The organism is Gillisia xinjiangensis (assembly GCF_046298265.1).
GTDB lineage: Bacteria > Bacteroidota > Bacteroidia > Flavobacteriales > Flavobacteriaceae > Gillisia > Gillisia xinjiangensis.
Genome location: NZ_JBKAHK010000002.1, coordinates 86,284 through 101,040 on the forward strand (window position 1 = coordinate 86,284; position 14,757 = coordinate 101,040).

Annotated in this window: 14 protein-coding genes and 1 tRNA gene; 11 read left to right on the forward strand and 4 right to left on the reverse strand. The window is 40.3% G+C overall.

What is annotated here, in order from left to right; genetic code table 11:
• The first annotated feature begins 1 nt into the window (after position 1).
• Together ACKGJN_RS01415 and arsM are read left to right on the forward strand one after the other, a co-directional pair.
• A complete protein-coding gene (locus ACKGJN_RS01415; RefSeq protein WP_409537630.1) occupies positions 2-814 on the forward strand; it encodes a purine-nucleoside phosphorylase in 813 nt (270 codons plus the stop codon).
• A 68-nt stretch (positions 815-882) separates the two neighbouring features.
• A complete protein-coding gene (arsM, locus tag ACKGJN_RS01420) occupies positions 883-1,851 on the forward strand; it encodes an arsenosugar biosynthesis arsenite methyltransferase ArsM (RefSeq protein ID WP_409537631.1) in 969 nt (322 codons plus the stop codon).
• 109 nt (positions 1,852-1,960) lie between these two features.
• Here arsM and ACKGJN_RS01425 read toward each other — a convergent pair whose 3' ends face one another.
• Complete coding sequence (locus tag ACKGJN_RS01425; RefSeq protein ID WP_409537632.1) at positions 1,961-2,668, reverse strand: DUF547 domain-containing protein; 708 nt, start codon at positions 2,666-2,668, stop codon at positions 1,961-1,963.
• A 116-nt stretch (positions 2,669-2,784) separates the two neighbouring features.
• Here ACKGJN_RS01425 and ACKGJN_RS01430 point away from each other — a divergent pair, with 116 nt between their 5' ends.
• Positions 2,785-4,077 carry an NAD(P)/FAD-dependent oxidoreductase gene (locus tag ACKGJN_RS01430; protein WP_409537633.1) on the forward strand — a complete coding sequence of 431 codons (1,293 nt, stop codon included), beginning with the start codon at positions 2,785-2,787 and terminating at the stop codon, positions 4,075-4,077.
• Complete coding sequence (locus ACKGJN_RS01435; protein WP_409537634.1) at positions 4,074-5,651, forward strand: 4Fe-4S binding protein; 1,578 nt, start codon at positions 4,074-4,076, stop codon at positions 5,649-5,651. Before ACKGJN_RS01430 ends, ACKGJN_RS01435 begins: the two co-directional genes overlap by 4 nt.
• Positions 5,652-5,710: 59 nt before the next feature.
• On the opposite strand, the gene ACKGJN_RS01440 is transcribed toward ACKGJN_RS01435, so the two are convergent.
• Both ACKGJN_RS01440 and ACKGJN_RS01445 read right to left on the reverse strand, forming a co-directional pair.
• Positions 5,711-6,100: a DUF2784 domain-containing protein gene (locus ACKGJN_RS01440; RefSeq protein WP_409537635.1), complete on the reverse strand. Its 390-nt coding sequence runs from the start codon at positions 6,098-6,100 to the stop codon at positions 5,711-5,713.
• A gap of 20 nt (positions 6,101-6,120) precedes the next feature.
• Positions 6,121-6,360, reverse strand: a complete 240-nt coding sequence (locus ACKGJN_RS01445; protein ID WP_409537636.1) for a hypothetical protein — start codon at positions 6,358-6,360, stop codon at positions 6,121-6,123.
• 86 nt (positions 6,361-6,446) lie between these two features.
• Between ACKGJN_RS01445 and ACKGJN_RS01450 the strand changes: the two genes are divergently transcribed.
• From ACKGJN_RS01450 to ACKGJN_RS01470, 5 genes are all read left to right on the forward strand, one after another.
• Positions 6,447-7,139: a glycosyltransferase family 2 protein gene (locus tag ACKGJN_RS01450; protein ID WP_409537637.1), complete on the forward strand. Its 693-nt coding sequence runs from the start codon at positions 6,447-6,449 to the stop codon at positions 7,137-7,139.
• A complete protein-coding gene (locus ACKGJN_RS01455) occupies positions 7,139-8,611 on the forward strand; it encodes a cellulose synthase family protein (RefSeq protein ID WP_409537638.1) in 1,473 nt (490 codons plus the stop codon). Before ACKGJN_RS01450 ends, ACKGJN_RS01455 begins: the two co-directional genes overlap by 1 nt.
• Before the next feature lie 66 nt (positions 8,612-8,677).
• Positions 8,678-9,679, forward strand: a complete 1,002-nt coding sequence (locus tag ACKGJN_RS01460) for a metal-dependent hydrolase (RefSeq protein WP_409537639.1) — start codon at positions 8,678-8,680, stop codon at positions 9,677-9,679.
• A gap of 97 nt (positions 9,680-9,776) precedes the next feature.
• Positions 9,777-11,501 carry a DUF885 domain-containing protein gene (locus tag ACKGJN_RS01465; RefSeq protein WP_409537640.1) on the forward strand — a complete coding sequence of 575 codons (1,725 nt, stop codon included), beginning with the start codon at positions 9,777-9,779 and terminating at the stop codon, positions 11,499-11,501.
• Between the two features lie 87 nt (positions 11,502-11,588).
• Positions 11,589-12,164 (forward strand): PhnA domain-containing protein, encoded by a 576-nt coding sequence (locus ACKGJN_RS01470; protein ID WP_409537641.1) that lies wholly within the window; start codon positions 11,589-11,591, stop codon positions 12,162-12,164.
• A 130-nt stretch (positions 12,165-12,294) separates the two neighbouring features.
• Here ACKGJN_RS01470 and ACKGJN_RS01475 read toward each other — a convergent pair whose 3' ends face one another.
• Positions 12,295-13,689: a dipeptidase gene (locus ACKGJN_RS01475; RefSeq protein ID WP_409537642.1), complete on the reverse strand. Its 1,395-nt coding sequence runs from the start codon at positions 13,687-13,689 to the stop codon at positions 12,295-12,297.
• Between the two features lie 264 nt (positions 13,690-13,953).
• On the opposite strand from ACKGJN_RS01475, the gene ACKGJN_RS01480 reads away from it, so the two are divergent.
• A tRNA-Leu gene (locus ACKGJN_RS01480) sits at positions 13,954-14,035 on the forward strand.
• Between the two features lie 125 nt (positions 14,036-14,160).
• A complete protein-coding gene (locus ACKGJN_RS01485) occupies positions 14,161-14,697 on the forward strand; it encodes an outer membrane beta-barrel protein (protein WP_409537643.1) in 537 nt (178 codons plus the stop codon).
• The last annotated feature ends 60 nt before the right edge of the window (positions 14,698-14,757 follow it).

A 14,757-nucleotide genomic window follows, 5' to 3' on the forward strand; every position in this document is an offset into this window, starting at 1 on the left:
AATGCTGAACGAATTACAGGAAACCACCAAATATCTCAAAGCGAAGGGTTTTGACAAGCCCGAAATAGGTATTATCCTGGGAACCGGCCTTGGAAAGTTAATAGAGGAAGTTGAAATTGAAGCTGAAATTAGCTACAACCATATACCCTACTTCCCTACTGCCACGGTGGAATTTCATAAAGGCAAACTCGTTTTTGGAACCCTGGCAGGAAAAAAAGTGATCGTAATGCAGGGCCGTTTTCATGTGTATGAAGGTTATTCGATGCAGGATGTAACCTATCCTGTAAGGGTCATGCACCAATTGGGAATTAAAAAACTGTTGGTTTCCAACGCTTCCGGCTCTGTAAACCTTGATTACAAAAAAGGAGAATTGATGCTTCTTGATGACCATATTAATTTAATTGGAGATTCGCCTTTGGCTTTTAAAGGGGTGGAACATATGGGAGAACGATTTGTGGATATGAGCGCCCCGTATGATAAGCCTATGAATGATCTTTTTGAAAAAATAGCCAAAAAGCAAAATATTAGGTTGCATAAAGGTGTGTATGCGGCGGTGTTGGGACCTCAGCTGGAAACCCGGGCAGAATACAGGTATCTCAAAATAATTGGTGCAGATGCCGTAGGAATGAGCACCGTGCCGGAGGTAATTGTGGCGAATCATTTAAAGATTCCCGTTGCCGCGGTTTCTGTAATTACCGATGAAGGAAACCCGGATGACCTAAAACCTGTAAATATCCAGGAGATTATCGCAATAGCTCAAAAGGCCGAACCGCAAATGATCACTCTTTTTAAGGAATTGATTAAACAGATTTAAGACCTCACAGGTTTTATAAGACATCACAGGTATCAAAAACCTGTGAGGTCTATTTTAAACAAAGAAATATGAGTTATTTAGATACCACTTACGATGTATATAAAGACGCGGCCCTTACTCCTGATGTTGGGCTTTGTTGCACCACGAATCCTATTTGGGAATTGCCCGGCCTTAAAATTCCGAAAATAATGCAGGAAATGAATTATGGCTGCGGAAGTACGGTGCATGCGCGTGATCTTTCCAACAATCCAAAAATGCTGTATGTAGGTGTTGGCGGAGGAATGGAATTATTGCAATTCGCTTATTTCAACAGGCAAAAAGGCGGGGTAATTGGCATCGATATGGTAGATGAAATGCTGGAAGCTTCCCGTAAAAACTTTACCGAGGCCGAAGCCCAGAACCCTTGGTTTCAAAGTGATTTTGTTAGCCTGAAAAAAGGCGATGCACTCCATTTGCCGGTTGAGGATAATTCGGTTGATGTGGCTGCCCAAAATTGTCTTTTTAATATTTTTAAGGCCGAAGACTTAAAGAAAGCCATCGAAGAAATGTACCGGGTACTAAAACCCCACGGAAAACTGGTGATGAGTGACCCTATCTGTGAGCAACCTATGAACGAAAGCCTTCGCAATGATGATCGTTTGCGTGCTTTGTGCCTTAGCGGAAGCCTGCCAATAGCCGATTATGTGAAAGCCCTTACCGATGCCGGTTTTGGAACCATTGAAATCCGGGCCAGAAAACCATACCGGATCCTCGATCCAAAAAATTATCCAACCGATGAGCTCATTTACATCGAGTCTATTGAAGTAGCTGCCATCAAAGACCCAATGCCTGCAGACGGCCCTTGTATCTTTACCGGAAAAGCCGCTATTTACTTTGGAGACCAGCCTTTTCTGGACGATAAAAACGGACATATTCTATTGAAAAATCAGCCGCTGGCCATTTGTGATAAAACCGCGGGTGCGTTAAAGGATTTGGGCAGAGATGATATTTTTATAAGTGAATCCACATTTCACTATGACGGTGGCGGGTGTTGTTAAAAACTTAAAATATGATCCTGATTCTTGTTTTTATGTCTGTTTTTTATTACCGACAAAACTCAATTCCTAAGCAGGCTGTATTATAAAAAATGAGCTGTGGAACAGGTTTCTAAAAATCATTTAACTCCCAGTTATATTCATAAAACCCAATCTCCATAGTTTCAGGAATTGGTGTTTTTCTGTGTTGATTTACATAGTCTATCAATGATTTTACGCCTTTGGTGAAATCATCCTTAAACCATTTCATAATTTCAGAAAAAAGGACCTTATCCTTTTTAAGTTGAATAAATTCAGGATTATTGAGTGCTATTTCTGTTTGACGATGCATTTGATCTTCGACAGTATCTGGTTTATAAGCTTCCGAGATTAAAGGAGGGCAACTTCTTGCTGCACATACCAAAACAAAATGAAACCGGGATTCTTCAGGGAAATTTCCAAAAAGGATCTTATGCTCAATTTCATCTAAAGTTACAGACTGCTGACCCAGACTATGCTTCTGCACATCAAAAAACCCCTTTATATCCAAAGGAGACTTTACGGGATAATTCTTTATAATACCATCAATAACGGCCAGGTTGTAGGCATTGATCCAAAAGGCCTTAAATACTTTCGGGTTTTCAGGAGAAACTTTCATCTTTTTTGTTTCGGTTAACAAATCACTAAGCAACTTGGGATTCTGCTTAATTTCAGCGTACTTTACTTTCCCGTTTTCAATATAGGTTTTGAAAAATTCATCGGCCTTTTCAAAATAGGAACTGTTGTTTTGAGCCGAAAGAAATGTATAAGAAAACATCAGAAGAACCAGTAATTGCCGCATTATATCATTTTTTTAAGGTACTATGCAAATTGTCGACCAAAAAACAGCATTAGCTATGTTGGAAGAAGAATTCCTTTGTTGAGGTTACAGAATAATTTACTAAAATATAGAAATATATGGAGCATATTGTCATAATTGGCAACGGAATATCCGGAATTACGGCAGCCAGGCATATCCGGAAACATTCCGATAAAAAGATCACCGTAATTTCTGCAGAAAGCGACTATTTCTTTTCCCGTACAGCCCTTATGTATGTATATATGGGCCATATGCAATGGGATCATCTTAAACCCTATGAAGACTGGTTTTGGAATAAAAACAGGATCGAACTCAAAAAAGCCTGGGTTAAAGCTATAGATTTCGATACCAAAACGCTTTCCTTCTCCTCGGGGGAGTCTATGAACTACGACAAACTTGTTCTTGCAACCGGTTCCCTTCCCAATAAATTTGGATGGGAAGGCGAAAATCTAAAAGGAGTTCAGGGTCTGGTAACTAAACAGGATCTTGAATTGCTGGAAGAAAACACCAAAAACTGCAAAAGTGCAGTGATTATAGGCGGCGGATTGATTGGGGTTGAAATGGCTGAAATGCTTCGAACCCGAAAGATTAAGGTAACTTTGCTCGTTCGGGAAACCGGATTTTGGGGCAACATCCTTCCGGAAAATGATGCGAAATTAATCTCGGCCCATATTGTTTCTCACGGAGTAGATCTAAGACATGAGACCGAACTGGATAAAATCCTTTCTGATGAAAACGGTCGGGTTCGGGCTGTGCGCACAAAAGCGGGTGAAGAAATCGAATGTCAGTTGGTTGGATTGAGCGTTGGGGTGCATCCCAACATAGAATTTTTAAAAAATACAGCTCTGGAGACCAATATCGGGATCCTGGTAGATCGCTACCTTCAAACCAATATTCCCGATGTTTATGCCATTGGCGATTGTGTGCAGCAACGCGAAGCCATTGGGCAACGAAAACCCGTGGAGGCTGTTTGGTACACGGGAAGAATGATGGGAGAAACCATCGCCCGAACATTAACCAAAGATAAAACCCAATACAATCCCGGAAACTGGTTTAACAGCGCTAAATTTTTTGATATTGAATATCAAACCTATGGCTGGGTTTTCAACAACCCAAGGGAAAACGAGCTCCACATTCACTGGGCACATAAGGATAAGAAGAAGTTTATCACTATAGCTTTTGATAAAAACGACAAAAGGTTCCTGGGCATAAACACCTTCGGAATAAGAATGCGGCACGAAGTTTTTGACCGATGGCTTACAGAAAAAAGATCTGTTTCATTTGTACTGGCAAATCTAAAAGAAGCCAATTTTGATCCCGAGTTTTATAAACATTACGAAAAAGAGATTTTTAATAGTTTTAAGGAAAATCTTCAACAGCCCCAGCTATGAGTAAAATAGAACATAATATGTCCATGACCGGGGATACCCCGGCTTCGATTTCCACCACCCAAAAAATAGCTTCGGCATTGGGCCTGTTGGGATTATTTATTCTCGTACTGGCGCTTGCCAATGTTAATTTTCCAAATAAAACACTGTTTCTCAGTCTGTCACTGGGGCTGATTGCCGTAGGAACCATCGTTTTTGCAAACGATGCCTACAGGGGAAAACATGCGGGGATCAAGAATGATGGGGTCTGGTTTAAATCCCTTACCAACCGTGGATTATGGGCCTGGTTTTTAGGGATTGGGCTTACGCTTTTTTATATAGTCCTTTATTGGTTTCCGGAGTATTTGGGTTTAAGAAGCGAAGGAGAAAACACCGGTATCATTTCCCTTTTCGACCCCCTGAGCAAACTTATAAATGGGGCTCCTGCCAGCCAGTGGTTTGTTTACGGAACGCTTTACACGCTTGCCATCCTGGCATTTGGCTATAAATTTATTTTGAAATACCGCCATAATAACTACGAGATATTACGGACATTTTCCGTGATGTTTTTTCAGCTGGGATTTGCATTTTTAATTCCGGAAATCCTTATCCGGTTAAATCAGCCGTATTTCAATCCCGCCAATCTCTGGCCGTTGAACTATGACCTGTTTGCAGGGTATAAATTGGATGAATTCTTTTCTGCCGGTACGGTAGGCTTACTGATGTTCGCATTTGGAATAATTTCAATTTTTGTAATCTCCCCTATTTTAACCTATAAATATGGAAAACGCTGGTACTGTTCCTGGGTTTGCGGTTGTGGCGGACTTGCAGAAACCGCCGGGGATCCATACAGGCATTTATCAGATAAATCGCAGTTTGCCTGGAAAGTAGAGCGATGGGTGATCCATAGTGTACTTGTTTTTGTTGTGGTCATGACCATCGCAGTGGTATATTCCTTTCTGGGAGACGACTCCAAAACTACCTGGTTAACGCAGGACGTTTTCCTGTGGGGATCTGGAGGGTTCCTAACTTTGTTTTTTGCACTTGTAATGATCTTTAAGCGGCAGGAACTTGCTAAAGATGCCAAATATGGAGCCATTGGATATTTTGTGGTTATTATGGCAATTATTGGGATCAACTATTTTAGCGGAAACTATAAAATTTTCTTTTTCGAGGGATACCAATTACGACAGTGGTACGGATTTTTAATAGGGGCAGCATTTTCCGGAGTGATTGGCGTTGGTTTCTACCCTATCTTTGGCAATAGGGTTTGGTGTAGGTTTGGATGCCCAATGGCTGCCGTTTTAGGAATGCAGCAACGTTTATTTTCAAAATTCAGGATCACTACCAACGGCGGACAATGTATTTCTTGTGGAAACTGCTCCACCTATTGTGAAATGGGAATAGATGTACGGGCCTATGCCCAAAAAGGAGAAAATATAATTCGTTCCAGTTGCGTTGGTTGCGGAATATGTTCAGCGGTTTGTCCGCGGGGTGTATTAAAGCTCGAGAATGGATCCCGGGATAACAGGATCAATTCTGAAGAAGTTCTGCTGGGAAATGATGTGGATCTTATGGATTTTTTGAACCAAAAATAAAACAACTTAAAAATCAAGGTTAAAAATTCAAAAATCCTGAATCCTGAATTTTGAATTTTTCACTCTTTTGAAGTTGATCCTGATAAAAAGAAGTTCACACAAATTGAACAGACCAAAGCGACAAGGGTAAGGATTAAAGTCAGGTTTTCAACCAAATTTTCATTTGGCAGCCAACCGGAGAAGCTTTCAACTAAAAAAGCAATATAACTATTTGGCATGCCGGTTTCACCCAGTTTCCTTAGAACTTCGTAATGCCAATCGGTGAGAAAACAATAGCCAAAGCCTTTCCAAAACCCCAACACAACCCAGGAAAAAAGGGTGATGATCAGGCTAAAAAAATGCAGTTTCCTGGTTTTTGGAAAGATCCATCCGAACAAATTGAACAGCACAAGCAGGCTGTGAAAAACAAAAAAGAAATAATTAAGAAATTTGAGCAGAAAGATGTCCATTTGCAAAAGTGCTTAAAACACTAAAAGATAGTCAAAATCAAAATATCCTGCCCGGGAATATTTTGATAAAAAGACGGAAGGGATTCTTCCTCGCCCAAAAGCTCGTTCAGAAAGATAAAATAGAGAAATTCCTCGTTCAGATGACAAAAACATGGAAATTGCTCATTGAGGATGTCCATAGCCAAAATTTCCACTGCAAGCTTTTCATCGCTTAATGTTTGTATGCCTGGAAAATAACGTCTTACATTTGATAGTTTCAAAAGCAAATAAATTAATTTCGCAAAGTGCAATGATCTGCTCTTTTTTCCGAAGAAAATAAATCCAAATAGCCCAAGATAAAATTTTAATGAGTTTTCTAATCAAAGTCATAATTCCAGCTTTTAACGAAGAAGCATCCATAGGAAAAGTTGTAAAGGAAATACCTTCATTTGTTTCAGAAATCATTGTAGTTAGCAATAATTCTACCGATAAAACCGCCCAGGTTGCCCAGGAAGCCGGCGCAACCGTTTTACATGAATCACAAAAAGGATATGGCTATGCCTGCCTGAAAGGAATGCAGCACATAGCAGACCAAGATTCCAGGCCGGAGATCATTGTTTTTCTGGATGGCGATTACAGCGATTATCCTTCAGAAATGGAAAAAATAATCGCCCCAATTATAGAAGATGATATGGATCTTGTCATTGGAGCAAGGGTGAAACAGCTGCGGGAAAAAGGATCCATGACCTTGCCTCAGATATTTGGAAACTGGCTGGCTACGTCCCTGATGAAATTGTTTTTTAATGCCAATTTTACCGATCTCGGGCCTTTTCGTGCAATCAAATACGAAAAGCTGCTCGCCTTGAATATGGAAGACAAAACATACGGCTGGACGGTGGAAATGCAATTAAAAGCGATCAAAAAAAAATACAAATACATAGAAGTTCCCGTGCATTACAAAAACAGGATCGGGACTTCAAAAGTTTCAGGAACAGTAAAAGGGGCTATCTTTGCCGGAGTGAAAATTTTAAGTTGGATTTTTAAATATAGTTTTAAATAATGGATCTTGCGATTATCATCATTTACACCCTCGCACTACTGCTGATTTTCATTTACAGTATCTCTCAATTGAACCTTCTTATTAACTACCTGCGCTCGAAAAAGCAGGAAGACACTTCGGTTAAATACAATCTCGATAATCCCAGGGAAATCCCTTTGGTCACAATTCAATTACCCTTATACAATGAACTCTATGTCACGGAGCGCCTTCTGGAAAATATTTCCAAAATGGAGTATCCACGCGAAAAACTCGAAATCCAGGTACTTGACGATTCTACAGATGAATCCCTGGGAAATACCGCTGCACAGATACTGAAATTACAAAAAGCGGGGTTGGACATACAGCATATTTGCCGCACGAACCGCCAGGGGTTTAAAGCCGGCGCCCTGAAAGAAGGTTTAAAAACAGCAAAAGGTGAATTCGTCGCTGTTTTTGATTCGGATTTTCTTCCGAAGAAAGACTGGCTGTTACAAACGGTTCCGTATTTTAAAGATCCTGAAATAGGCGTAGTTCAAACCCGCTGGGGGCATATCAACCGAAACTATTCCCTGCTTACAAAAATTCAGGCTTTTGCGCTGGATTTCCACTTTATCCTGGAACAAACCGGAAGGAATTTCGGAAAGCATTTCATCAATTTTAACGGCACCGCGGGGATCTGGAGAAAAGAATGCATTTTGAATGCCGGTAATTGGAGCGGAGATACTTTAACCGAAGATCTGGATTTGAGCTATCGTGCCCAGATGAAAAAATGGAAATTTAAATACCTGGAAGATGTGGAAACCCCTGCAGAACTTCCGGTGGTGATGAGCGCGGCCAGATCTCAGCAATTTAGATGGAATAAAGGCGCTGCAGAGAATTTTCAGAAAAATTACTCCCGAGTTTTATTTGATAACTCCCTGACTTCAGGAACCAAATTTCACGGTTTTTTTCATCTTTTAAATTCCAGCATGTTCCTGCTTATCCTGCTTTTAGCAGTATTAAGCGTTCCTGTACTGTATATTAAAAACACCAATCCGCAGTTTAACGGGTATTTCAAAATAGTCGCCTTTTTCGCGATAAGCACGCTGATCTTCTTTTTATGTTATTGGGTTACCTATAAAAAAATTCACGGCAAGGGAGTAAAAAATTTCTTTGAATTTATTTTGATGTTCGTCACCTTTTTCTCTGTAGCGATGGGATTTTCAGTACATAATTCCCTGGCAGTTTTGGAAGGGCATTTTGGAAAAAAGAGCGACTTTATTCGCACCCCAAAATTCAATATTCACGGCTTGAAAGATTCCTGGAAGGGCAATAAATACCTCACAAAAAATCTGTCTTTCAGTATCCTTATAGAAAGCGCCCTATGGCTGTACTTTGGTTTTGCCATTTATAGTGCCTTTTTACTAAAGGATTTTGGCTTAATGATATTTCACCTGATGCTGTTCGCAGGTTTTGGATTTGTGGTGGTAAAATCCCTGAGTGCAAAAGCTTGAAAAAAATCAAAATAACCAAACCTCACAGGTTTTAAAACCCTGTAAGGTTTAAGTTAAAAACACCCCATGGATTCACTTACACAAATAGTATTAGGAGCGGCAGTTGGAGAAGCTGTATTAGGACGAAAAGTGGGAAATAAGGCTATGCTTTATGGAGCGATAGCCGGAACAATTCCAGATCTGGACACGTTTGCACGACTTTTTACCGATACGGTTACCGCCATAGAAATCCATCGTGGATTCACGCATTCCATCGTATTTTCCATTCTTTTTGCACCTGTGTTTGGCTGGCTTATTTCAAAACTGGAAAAAAGATCGGTTGCGGGATGGAAAGATTGGTCATGGTTGATTTTTTGGGCTTTTTTCACTCATCCTATCCTGGATTCCTTTACTACCTGGGGCACCCAGCTTTTCTGGCCATTTGATCTACGAATAGCCTTTAAAAATATCTTTGTGATAGACCCGCTTTACACCCTTCCTTTCCTCGTTTTCCTTATCCTGGCTATGCGCTCCAAAAGAGGTAGTGAAAGAAGAAGAAAATTCAACAATCTCGGACTTATAATAAGCAGCTCCTATCTTGTTATCACTCTTATTTTAAAGGGAGTTACCTATTATCAATTTAAAAATGCATTGGAAGAACAAGGCTATGATTATAGCCAGATTGAAACCAAACCGGCTCCGTTCAATACCATTCTTTGGACCGCGAATGTAGCCCTGGAAGATGCATATTTAATTGGAGATTATTCCTTATTCGATTCGAAACCCATCGAATTTAAACGCTACCCCAAAAATCATGAGTTGCTGGACGAATTAAGAAATGGGGATAAAATAAACAGGCTGATCGATATTTCAAATGGTTGGTTTATCATTTCTGAAGAAAAAGGCATGCTGTATTTTAATGATCTGCGGTTTGGGGTTCTGGACATTTCTGCTGAAAATCCCAATTTTGTATTCAGCTATAAATTACTTCCAACAAAGGATGGCCTTATTTTGGAAGAGGTAGAAAGAAATCCTGAAGAAGCTAAAAAACTGCTGATGGGATTAGGAAGCAGGGTCCTCGGGAATTGAAACTGAAGAAGTAAGGTATTCTGAAATTCTCAAAAGCTTCAGAAACCTTTGTGTTTATTAATAATCTTATCTTTATAACCCAACAAAAAACATTTCTATGAATTCCAGCAAAACCCTCCTTCTGATATTGATAAGTCTCTTCTCAATCAACATCAGTTCAGCTCAAAACGAATCGGCAAAACTTCAAGAAGTGATCACCCAGGTTCAGGATCATAAATCCTATGACAGGGAAAAATTTCCGCTTGGTTTATATACCCCAGAATTTTACCGGCGCGAAGCTCTTTTTGCAAAGGAAAGGTCGAAAGAACTTGAAGCTATTCAGAAAGACAGTTTAAATCCATCGGAAAAAATATCGGCAGAACTTTTAAAATTCAAATTAAAAGAAACCGTAGATTTTTATGAATATGATGCTTACTTGAATCCGCTGCTGTCTGATGCCGGCTTTCACGTAAGCCTGCCTTATCATGTTCGCGATCTTGCAAATTACGATCAGGTAAAAACCTACCTTGATAAACTTAACGCGATCCCGGTTTATGTAGAACAGCATCTTGTGCTTTTAAGGGAAGGCATTCAAAAAGGAATCACTCAGCCCCGGGTGATCTTTAAAGGCTATGAGGCCACATATAACGACCAAATAGTAAAAGATCCAAAAGATAGTTATTACTATTCCCCTTTAAAAAATTTGCCTTCTTCGCTCACCGCTCAACAAAAGGATTCGGTTTTAGCAGCTGGAGAACGTGCAGTAAAAGAAAATGTTATTCCGCAGTTTAAGCGCATCAAAAATTTCTTTGACACCGAATATTTACCAAAAGCCAGAGAAAGTGTAGGTGTTTCTGAAATTCCAAACGGCAGGAATTATTACCAAAACCGACTGGACTATTACACCACCCTGAATCTTACCGCGGAAGAGGTGCATCAAATAGGATTGGATGAAGTAAGCCGAATCAATTCTGAAATGAAAAAGATCATTGCCGAAGTGGAATTTGAAGGCAGTTTTGAAGATTTTATTCAGTTCCTGCGAACCGATGAGCAGTTTTATGCCACTACTGCAGAAGAATTACTGAAGGAAGCCCGCAATATTTCCAAGAAAATTGACGCACAACTTCCAAGATATTTCAAGAAGTTACCCCGAAAACCATACGGAGTTGCCCCGGTTCCCGATGCCATCGCCCCAAAATACACCACGGGAAGGTATATCTCCGCACAAAATGAAACCCAACCCGGGTATTACTGGGTGAATACGTACGATTTACCCAGCCGGCCGTTGTATGTTTTACCCTCCCTCACTGCCCATGAAGCAGTGCCTGGGCATCATCTTCAGATTTCGCTTAATGGAGAGCTGGGAGACAGCATCCCTGCTTTCCGAAGGAACTTTTACCTGTCGGCATTTGGGGAAGGCTGGGGATTGTATTCAGAATTTTTAGCGGAAGAAATGGGGATTTATACCACTCCCTATGAATTATTTGGAAAGCTCACCTATGAACAATGGCGTGCTTGCAGATTGGTGGTAGACACCGGAATGCACGCATTGGGATGGACCAGGGAAGAAGCCGTGGAATTTCTAAGGTCCAATACCGCGCTTTCCCTGCACGAAATAAACACCGAAATCGATCGCTATATTTCCTGGCCGGGACAGGCGGTTTCCTATAAAATTGGAGAAATAAAAATACGGGAACTTCGCAAAAAAGCTGAAAAGGAGCTGGGAGACAAATTTGATATTCGGGATTTTCACGAGGTGATCCTGAAGCGAGGAACTGTTACGCTTACAATAATGGAGGAGCTTGTTGAGAAATATATAAATAGTAGCAGCAGTCCAGATTAAAAATCCGCGTTAACGAGGGCATAGATTAACGATCAATAATACGTGACAAATAAATGTACCTTCGCATTTTTAAATCAATTATTCAAAATGAGCCTGGAACAAGATTTATTTCAAAGAAGCAACTCTCAATGTGAACTATGTACCTCAAACGAGGATTTACACGTTTTTGAAGTGCCTGAATCTCCAAAAGATGCTGATAGCCATATTTTAATTTGCGCAAATTGTAAAGAGCAAATTGAAGATCCGGAAAAAATCAATTCCAACCACTGGCGTTGTTTAAATGACAGTATGTGGAGTCCCGTTCCGGCAGTGCAGGTAATGGCATGGAGAATGCTGAACCAATTAAAAGCTGAAGGCTGGCCACAGGATCTGCTGGATATGATGTATATGGAAGATGACGTGAAAGCCTGGGCTAACGCTAACCAGGTTGCAGATCCTTCTGCAAAAACAGTTGTACACAGGGACAGCAATGGCGTTATTCTGCAAGCTGGTGATAATGTTGTTTTAATAAAAGATCTTAAGGTAAAAGGAAGCAGCATGGTGGCCAAACAAGGAACGGCCGTGAGACGTATTTCCCTTGATCATGAAAATGAAGAATATATAGAAGGGAAAGTTGATGGTCAACAAATTGTGATCATTACAAAATATGTGAAGAAAATATAGCAGCACGGATTGCAAATCCGTGATAAAGCCGTGCTATGGCTATGCGCGTTACGAGAAGAAAATATACGTTAAAAAAAACTTCGCAAGTTATAGTACCTGCGAGGTTTTTTCAATTATAACAAAAACAGTTTTACTCCTGTTTTTTTAATTTGGTGAAATGTTTATAGAACAAAGGAATGGTCTCAATTCCCTTGAGATAATTCCATATCCCGAAATGCTCGTTTGGCGAATGTATCGCATCACTATCCAGACCAAAGCCCATTAAAATGGTTTTGCTTTTCAGTTCCTTTTCAAAAAGAGAAACAATTGGGATACTTCCTCCGCTGCGTTGCGGGATTGGGGCTTTTCCAAAAGATTCTTCATAAGCATCATTTGCAGCCTGATATTCCAAAGTGTCGATTGGTGTAACATATGCCTGTCCGCCGTGATGAGGTTTCACGTTCACCTTCACACCTTTAGGTGCCAAATTTTCGAAATGTTTCTTAAAAAGCGCTGTAATCTCTTGCCAGTCCTGATCCGGAACTAACCGCATAGAGATTTTTGCATAGGCTTTACTGGCAATTACAGTTTTTGCTCCTTCCCCTATATAACCACCCCAAATTCCATTGACATCCAAAGTTGGACGAATAGAATTCCGTTCGTTGGTAGAATAGCCTTTTTCACCATACACAGCTTCAATATCGAGCGCTTCTTTATAGTTTTCCAGCGAAAAGGGAGCTTCTGCCATCTTGGATCGTTCGATATCACTGGCTTCTTCAACCTTATCATAAAAACCAGGAATGGTGATATGATTATTTTCATCGTGCAGAGCAGCGATCATTTTCGCCAGCACATTGATAGGGTTTGCTACCGCACCTCCATACAATCCACTGTGCAAATCACGATTTGGCCCGGTTACTTCCACTTCCACATAGCTGAGTCCGCGCAATCCGGTTGTGATGGAAGGAACTTCTTTTGCGATCATTCCGGTATCAGATATCAGAATCACATCATTGGAAAGTTTTTCCCTGTTTCGCTCAAGAAACCACCCAAGGCTTACACTTCCTATCTCTTCTTCTCCTTCGATCATGAATTTTACATTGCAGGGTAGCGCATCATTCTTGATCATATATTCCAAAGCCTTCACATGCATATACATTTGCCCTTTATCATCACAGGCACCACGGGCAAAAATAGCGCCCTCAGGATGTATCTTTGTCTCTTTAATCACCGGATTAAAGGGTGGACTGGTCCAAAGATCCAACGGATCTGGTGGCTGAACATCGTAATGTCCATATACCAAAACCGTAGGAAGGTTTTTATCGACTATCTTTTCACCAAATACAATTGGATTTCCGGGGGTATCGCAAATTTCTACCGTATCACAGCCTGCCTCTTGCAGTCGTTTCATAACGGCATCGGCGGTTTTTAAAACATCGTTTTTATATGCCGGATCGGCACTAATTGAAGGAATTTTTAGCAATTCAACAAGTTCATTGATAAATCTTTCGCGGTTTTCCTCCACATACTTTTTTATATCGCTCATTTTGTTTGATTTGAAAAATTACGTAAAGGTAAGGAAATCAAGTGGTGTCATGAAGCGAACGCGAAAATTCCAAAATATTTAGGCGCCTTAAAACCACGGAAAAGAAAAGGAAGGAAACAAGACAGCTACAGAAAAAATAATAGCAAAAATTAATTAATAATATTTTCGAGAGTTATCTGAAAATTGAAACATTTATGTATATTTGCAGCCGCTAATCAAGGTAAGTAGTTTTACAATGTATCCTAAGAGTTGTAAAATTATAATGCGGGCGTGGTGGAATTGGTAGACACGCTAGACTTAGGATCTAGTGCCGCAAGGTGTGGAGGTTCGAGTCCTCTCGCCCGCACAGAGAAAAAGCTTTCTGGAAACAGGAAGCTTTTTTTGGTTAAAACCCCAAATTTACTATCTTCCCTACAAGTTGTTCTGACACAGAAGCAAACGATTCTTTATTTAACTGTAGATAATGCCAATATGAATATAAAATTATTTCTCGTTGCGATTGGTATTTGCTTTTTATTCAATGCACATGCGCAAACTTTCTTTGTTCAAAAATCAGCTTTTGGGGTAGAAGCCGGATATGTTATGGCAGAATTCACTGAAGAATTTCCGGATGATCCCAAGGATAGGAGCACACAGGGATTTTACGGCGGGATCAATGCTCAGTTCTACATAGAAGATCAAAGTTTTATCAAGGCAGATGTACTTCTTTCGTTTGTGCAGGATTCTTTCTGGCTGCACCTTCCCGTACTTTACAAACATTATATAACGAATCAAGTGAGCCTTTTAGCCGGACCTCAACTTTCTGTGATCGTAGGGCAAAAAACTCCGTACAATTCCTTTGGGATCGATTTTGGCGCAGGTGCTGCTTTTGATATTACCGACAATATCTATCTGCAGGCAAAATATAATTTTGAACTCACCAATACCAGGCTTCAAAGGTCAGCAATTGACACCGGCAGCCGCCACAACACTATTTTTGCGGGAATTGGTTACAGATTTTTGGATTAGAGGTTCTTTCTCTACAATTGCCCTTTGCTTTTTTAGAGAACCCAGTACGCCAGCCTTACC

Excerpts from the sequence above, each read along its gene's own strand:
- ACKGJN_RS01415 (WP_409537630.1), top strand. The coding sequence starts at position 2 with ATGCTGAACGAATTACAGGAAACCACCAAATATCTCAAAGCGAAGGGT.
- arsM (WP_409537631.1), top strand. The coding sequence starts at position 883 with ATGAGTTATTTAGATACCACTTACGATGTATATAAAGACGCGGCCCTT.
- ACKGJN_RS01425 (WP_409537632.1), bottom strand. The coding sequence starts at position 2,668 with ATGCGGCAATTACTGGTTCTTCTGATGTTTTCTTATACATTTCTTTCG.
- ACKGJN_RS01430 (WP_409537633.1), top strand. The coding sequence starts at position 2,785 with ATGGAGCATATTGTCATAATTGGCAACGGAATATCCGGAATTACGGCA.
- ACKGJN_RS01435 (WP_409537634.1), top strand. The coding sequence starts at position 4,074 with ATGAGTAAAATAGAACATAATATGTCCATGACCGGGGATACCCCGGCT.
- ACKGJN_RS01440 (WP_409537635.1), bottom strand. The coding sequence starts at position 6,100 with ATGGACATCTTTCTGCTCAAATTTCTTAATTATTTCTTTTTTGTTTTT.
- ACKGJN_RS01450 (WP_409537637.1), top strand. The coding sequence starts at position 6,447 with ATGAGTTTTCTAATCAAAGTCATAATTCCAGCTTTTAACGAAGAAGCA.
- ACKGJN_RS01455 (WP_409537638.1), top strand. The coding sequence starts at position 7,139 with ATGGATCTTGCGATTATCATCATTTACACCCTCGCACTACTGCTGATT.
- ACKGJN_RS01460 (WP_409537639.1), top strand. The coding sequence starts at position 8,678 with ATGGATTCACTTACACAAATAGTATTAGGAGCGGCAGTTGGAGAAGCT.
- ACKGJN_RS01465 (WP_409537640.1), top strand. The coding sequence starts at position 9,777 with ATGAATTCCAGCAAAACCCTCCTTCTGATATTGATAAGTCTCTTCTCA.
- ACKGJN_RS01470 (WP_409537641.1), top strand. The coding sequence starts at position 11,589 with ATGAGCCTGGAACAAGATTTATTTCAAAGAAGCAACTCTCAATGTGAA.
- ACKGJN_RS01475 (WP_409537642.1), bottom strand. The coding sequence starts at position 13,689 with ATGAGCGATATAAAAAAGTATGTGGAGGAAAACCGCGAAAGATTTATC.
- ACKGJN_RS01485 (WP_409537643.1), top strand. The coding sequence starts at position 14,161 with ATGAATATAAAATTATTTCTCGTTGCGATTGGTATTTGCTTTTTATTC.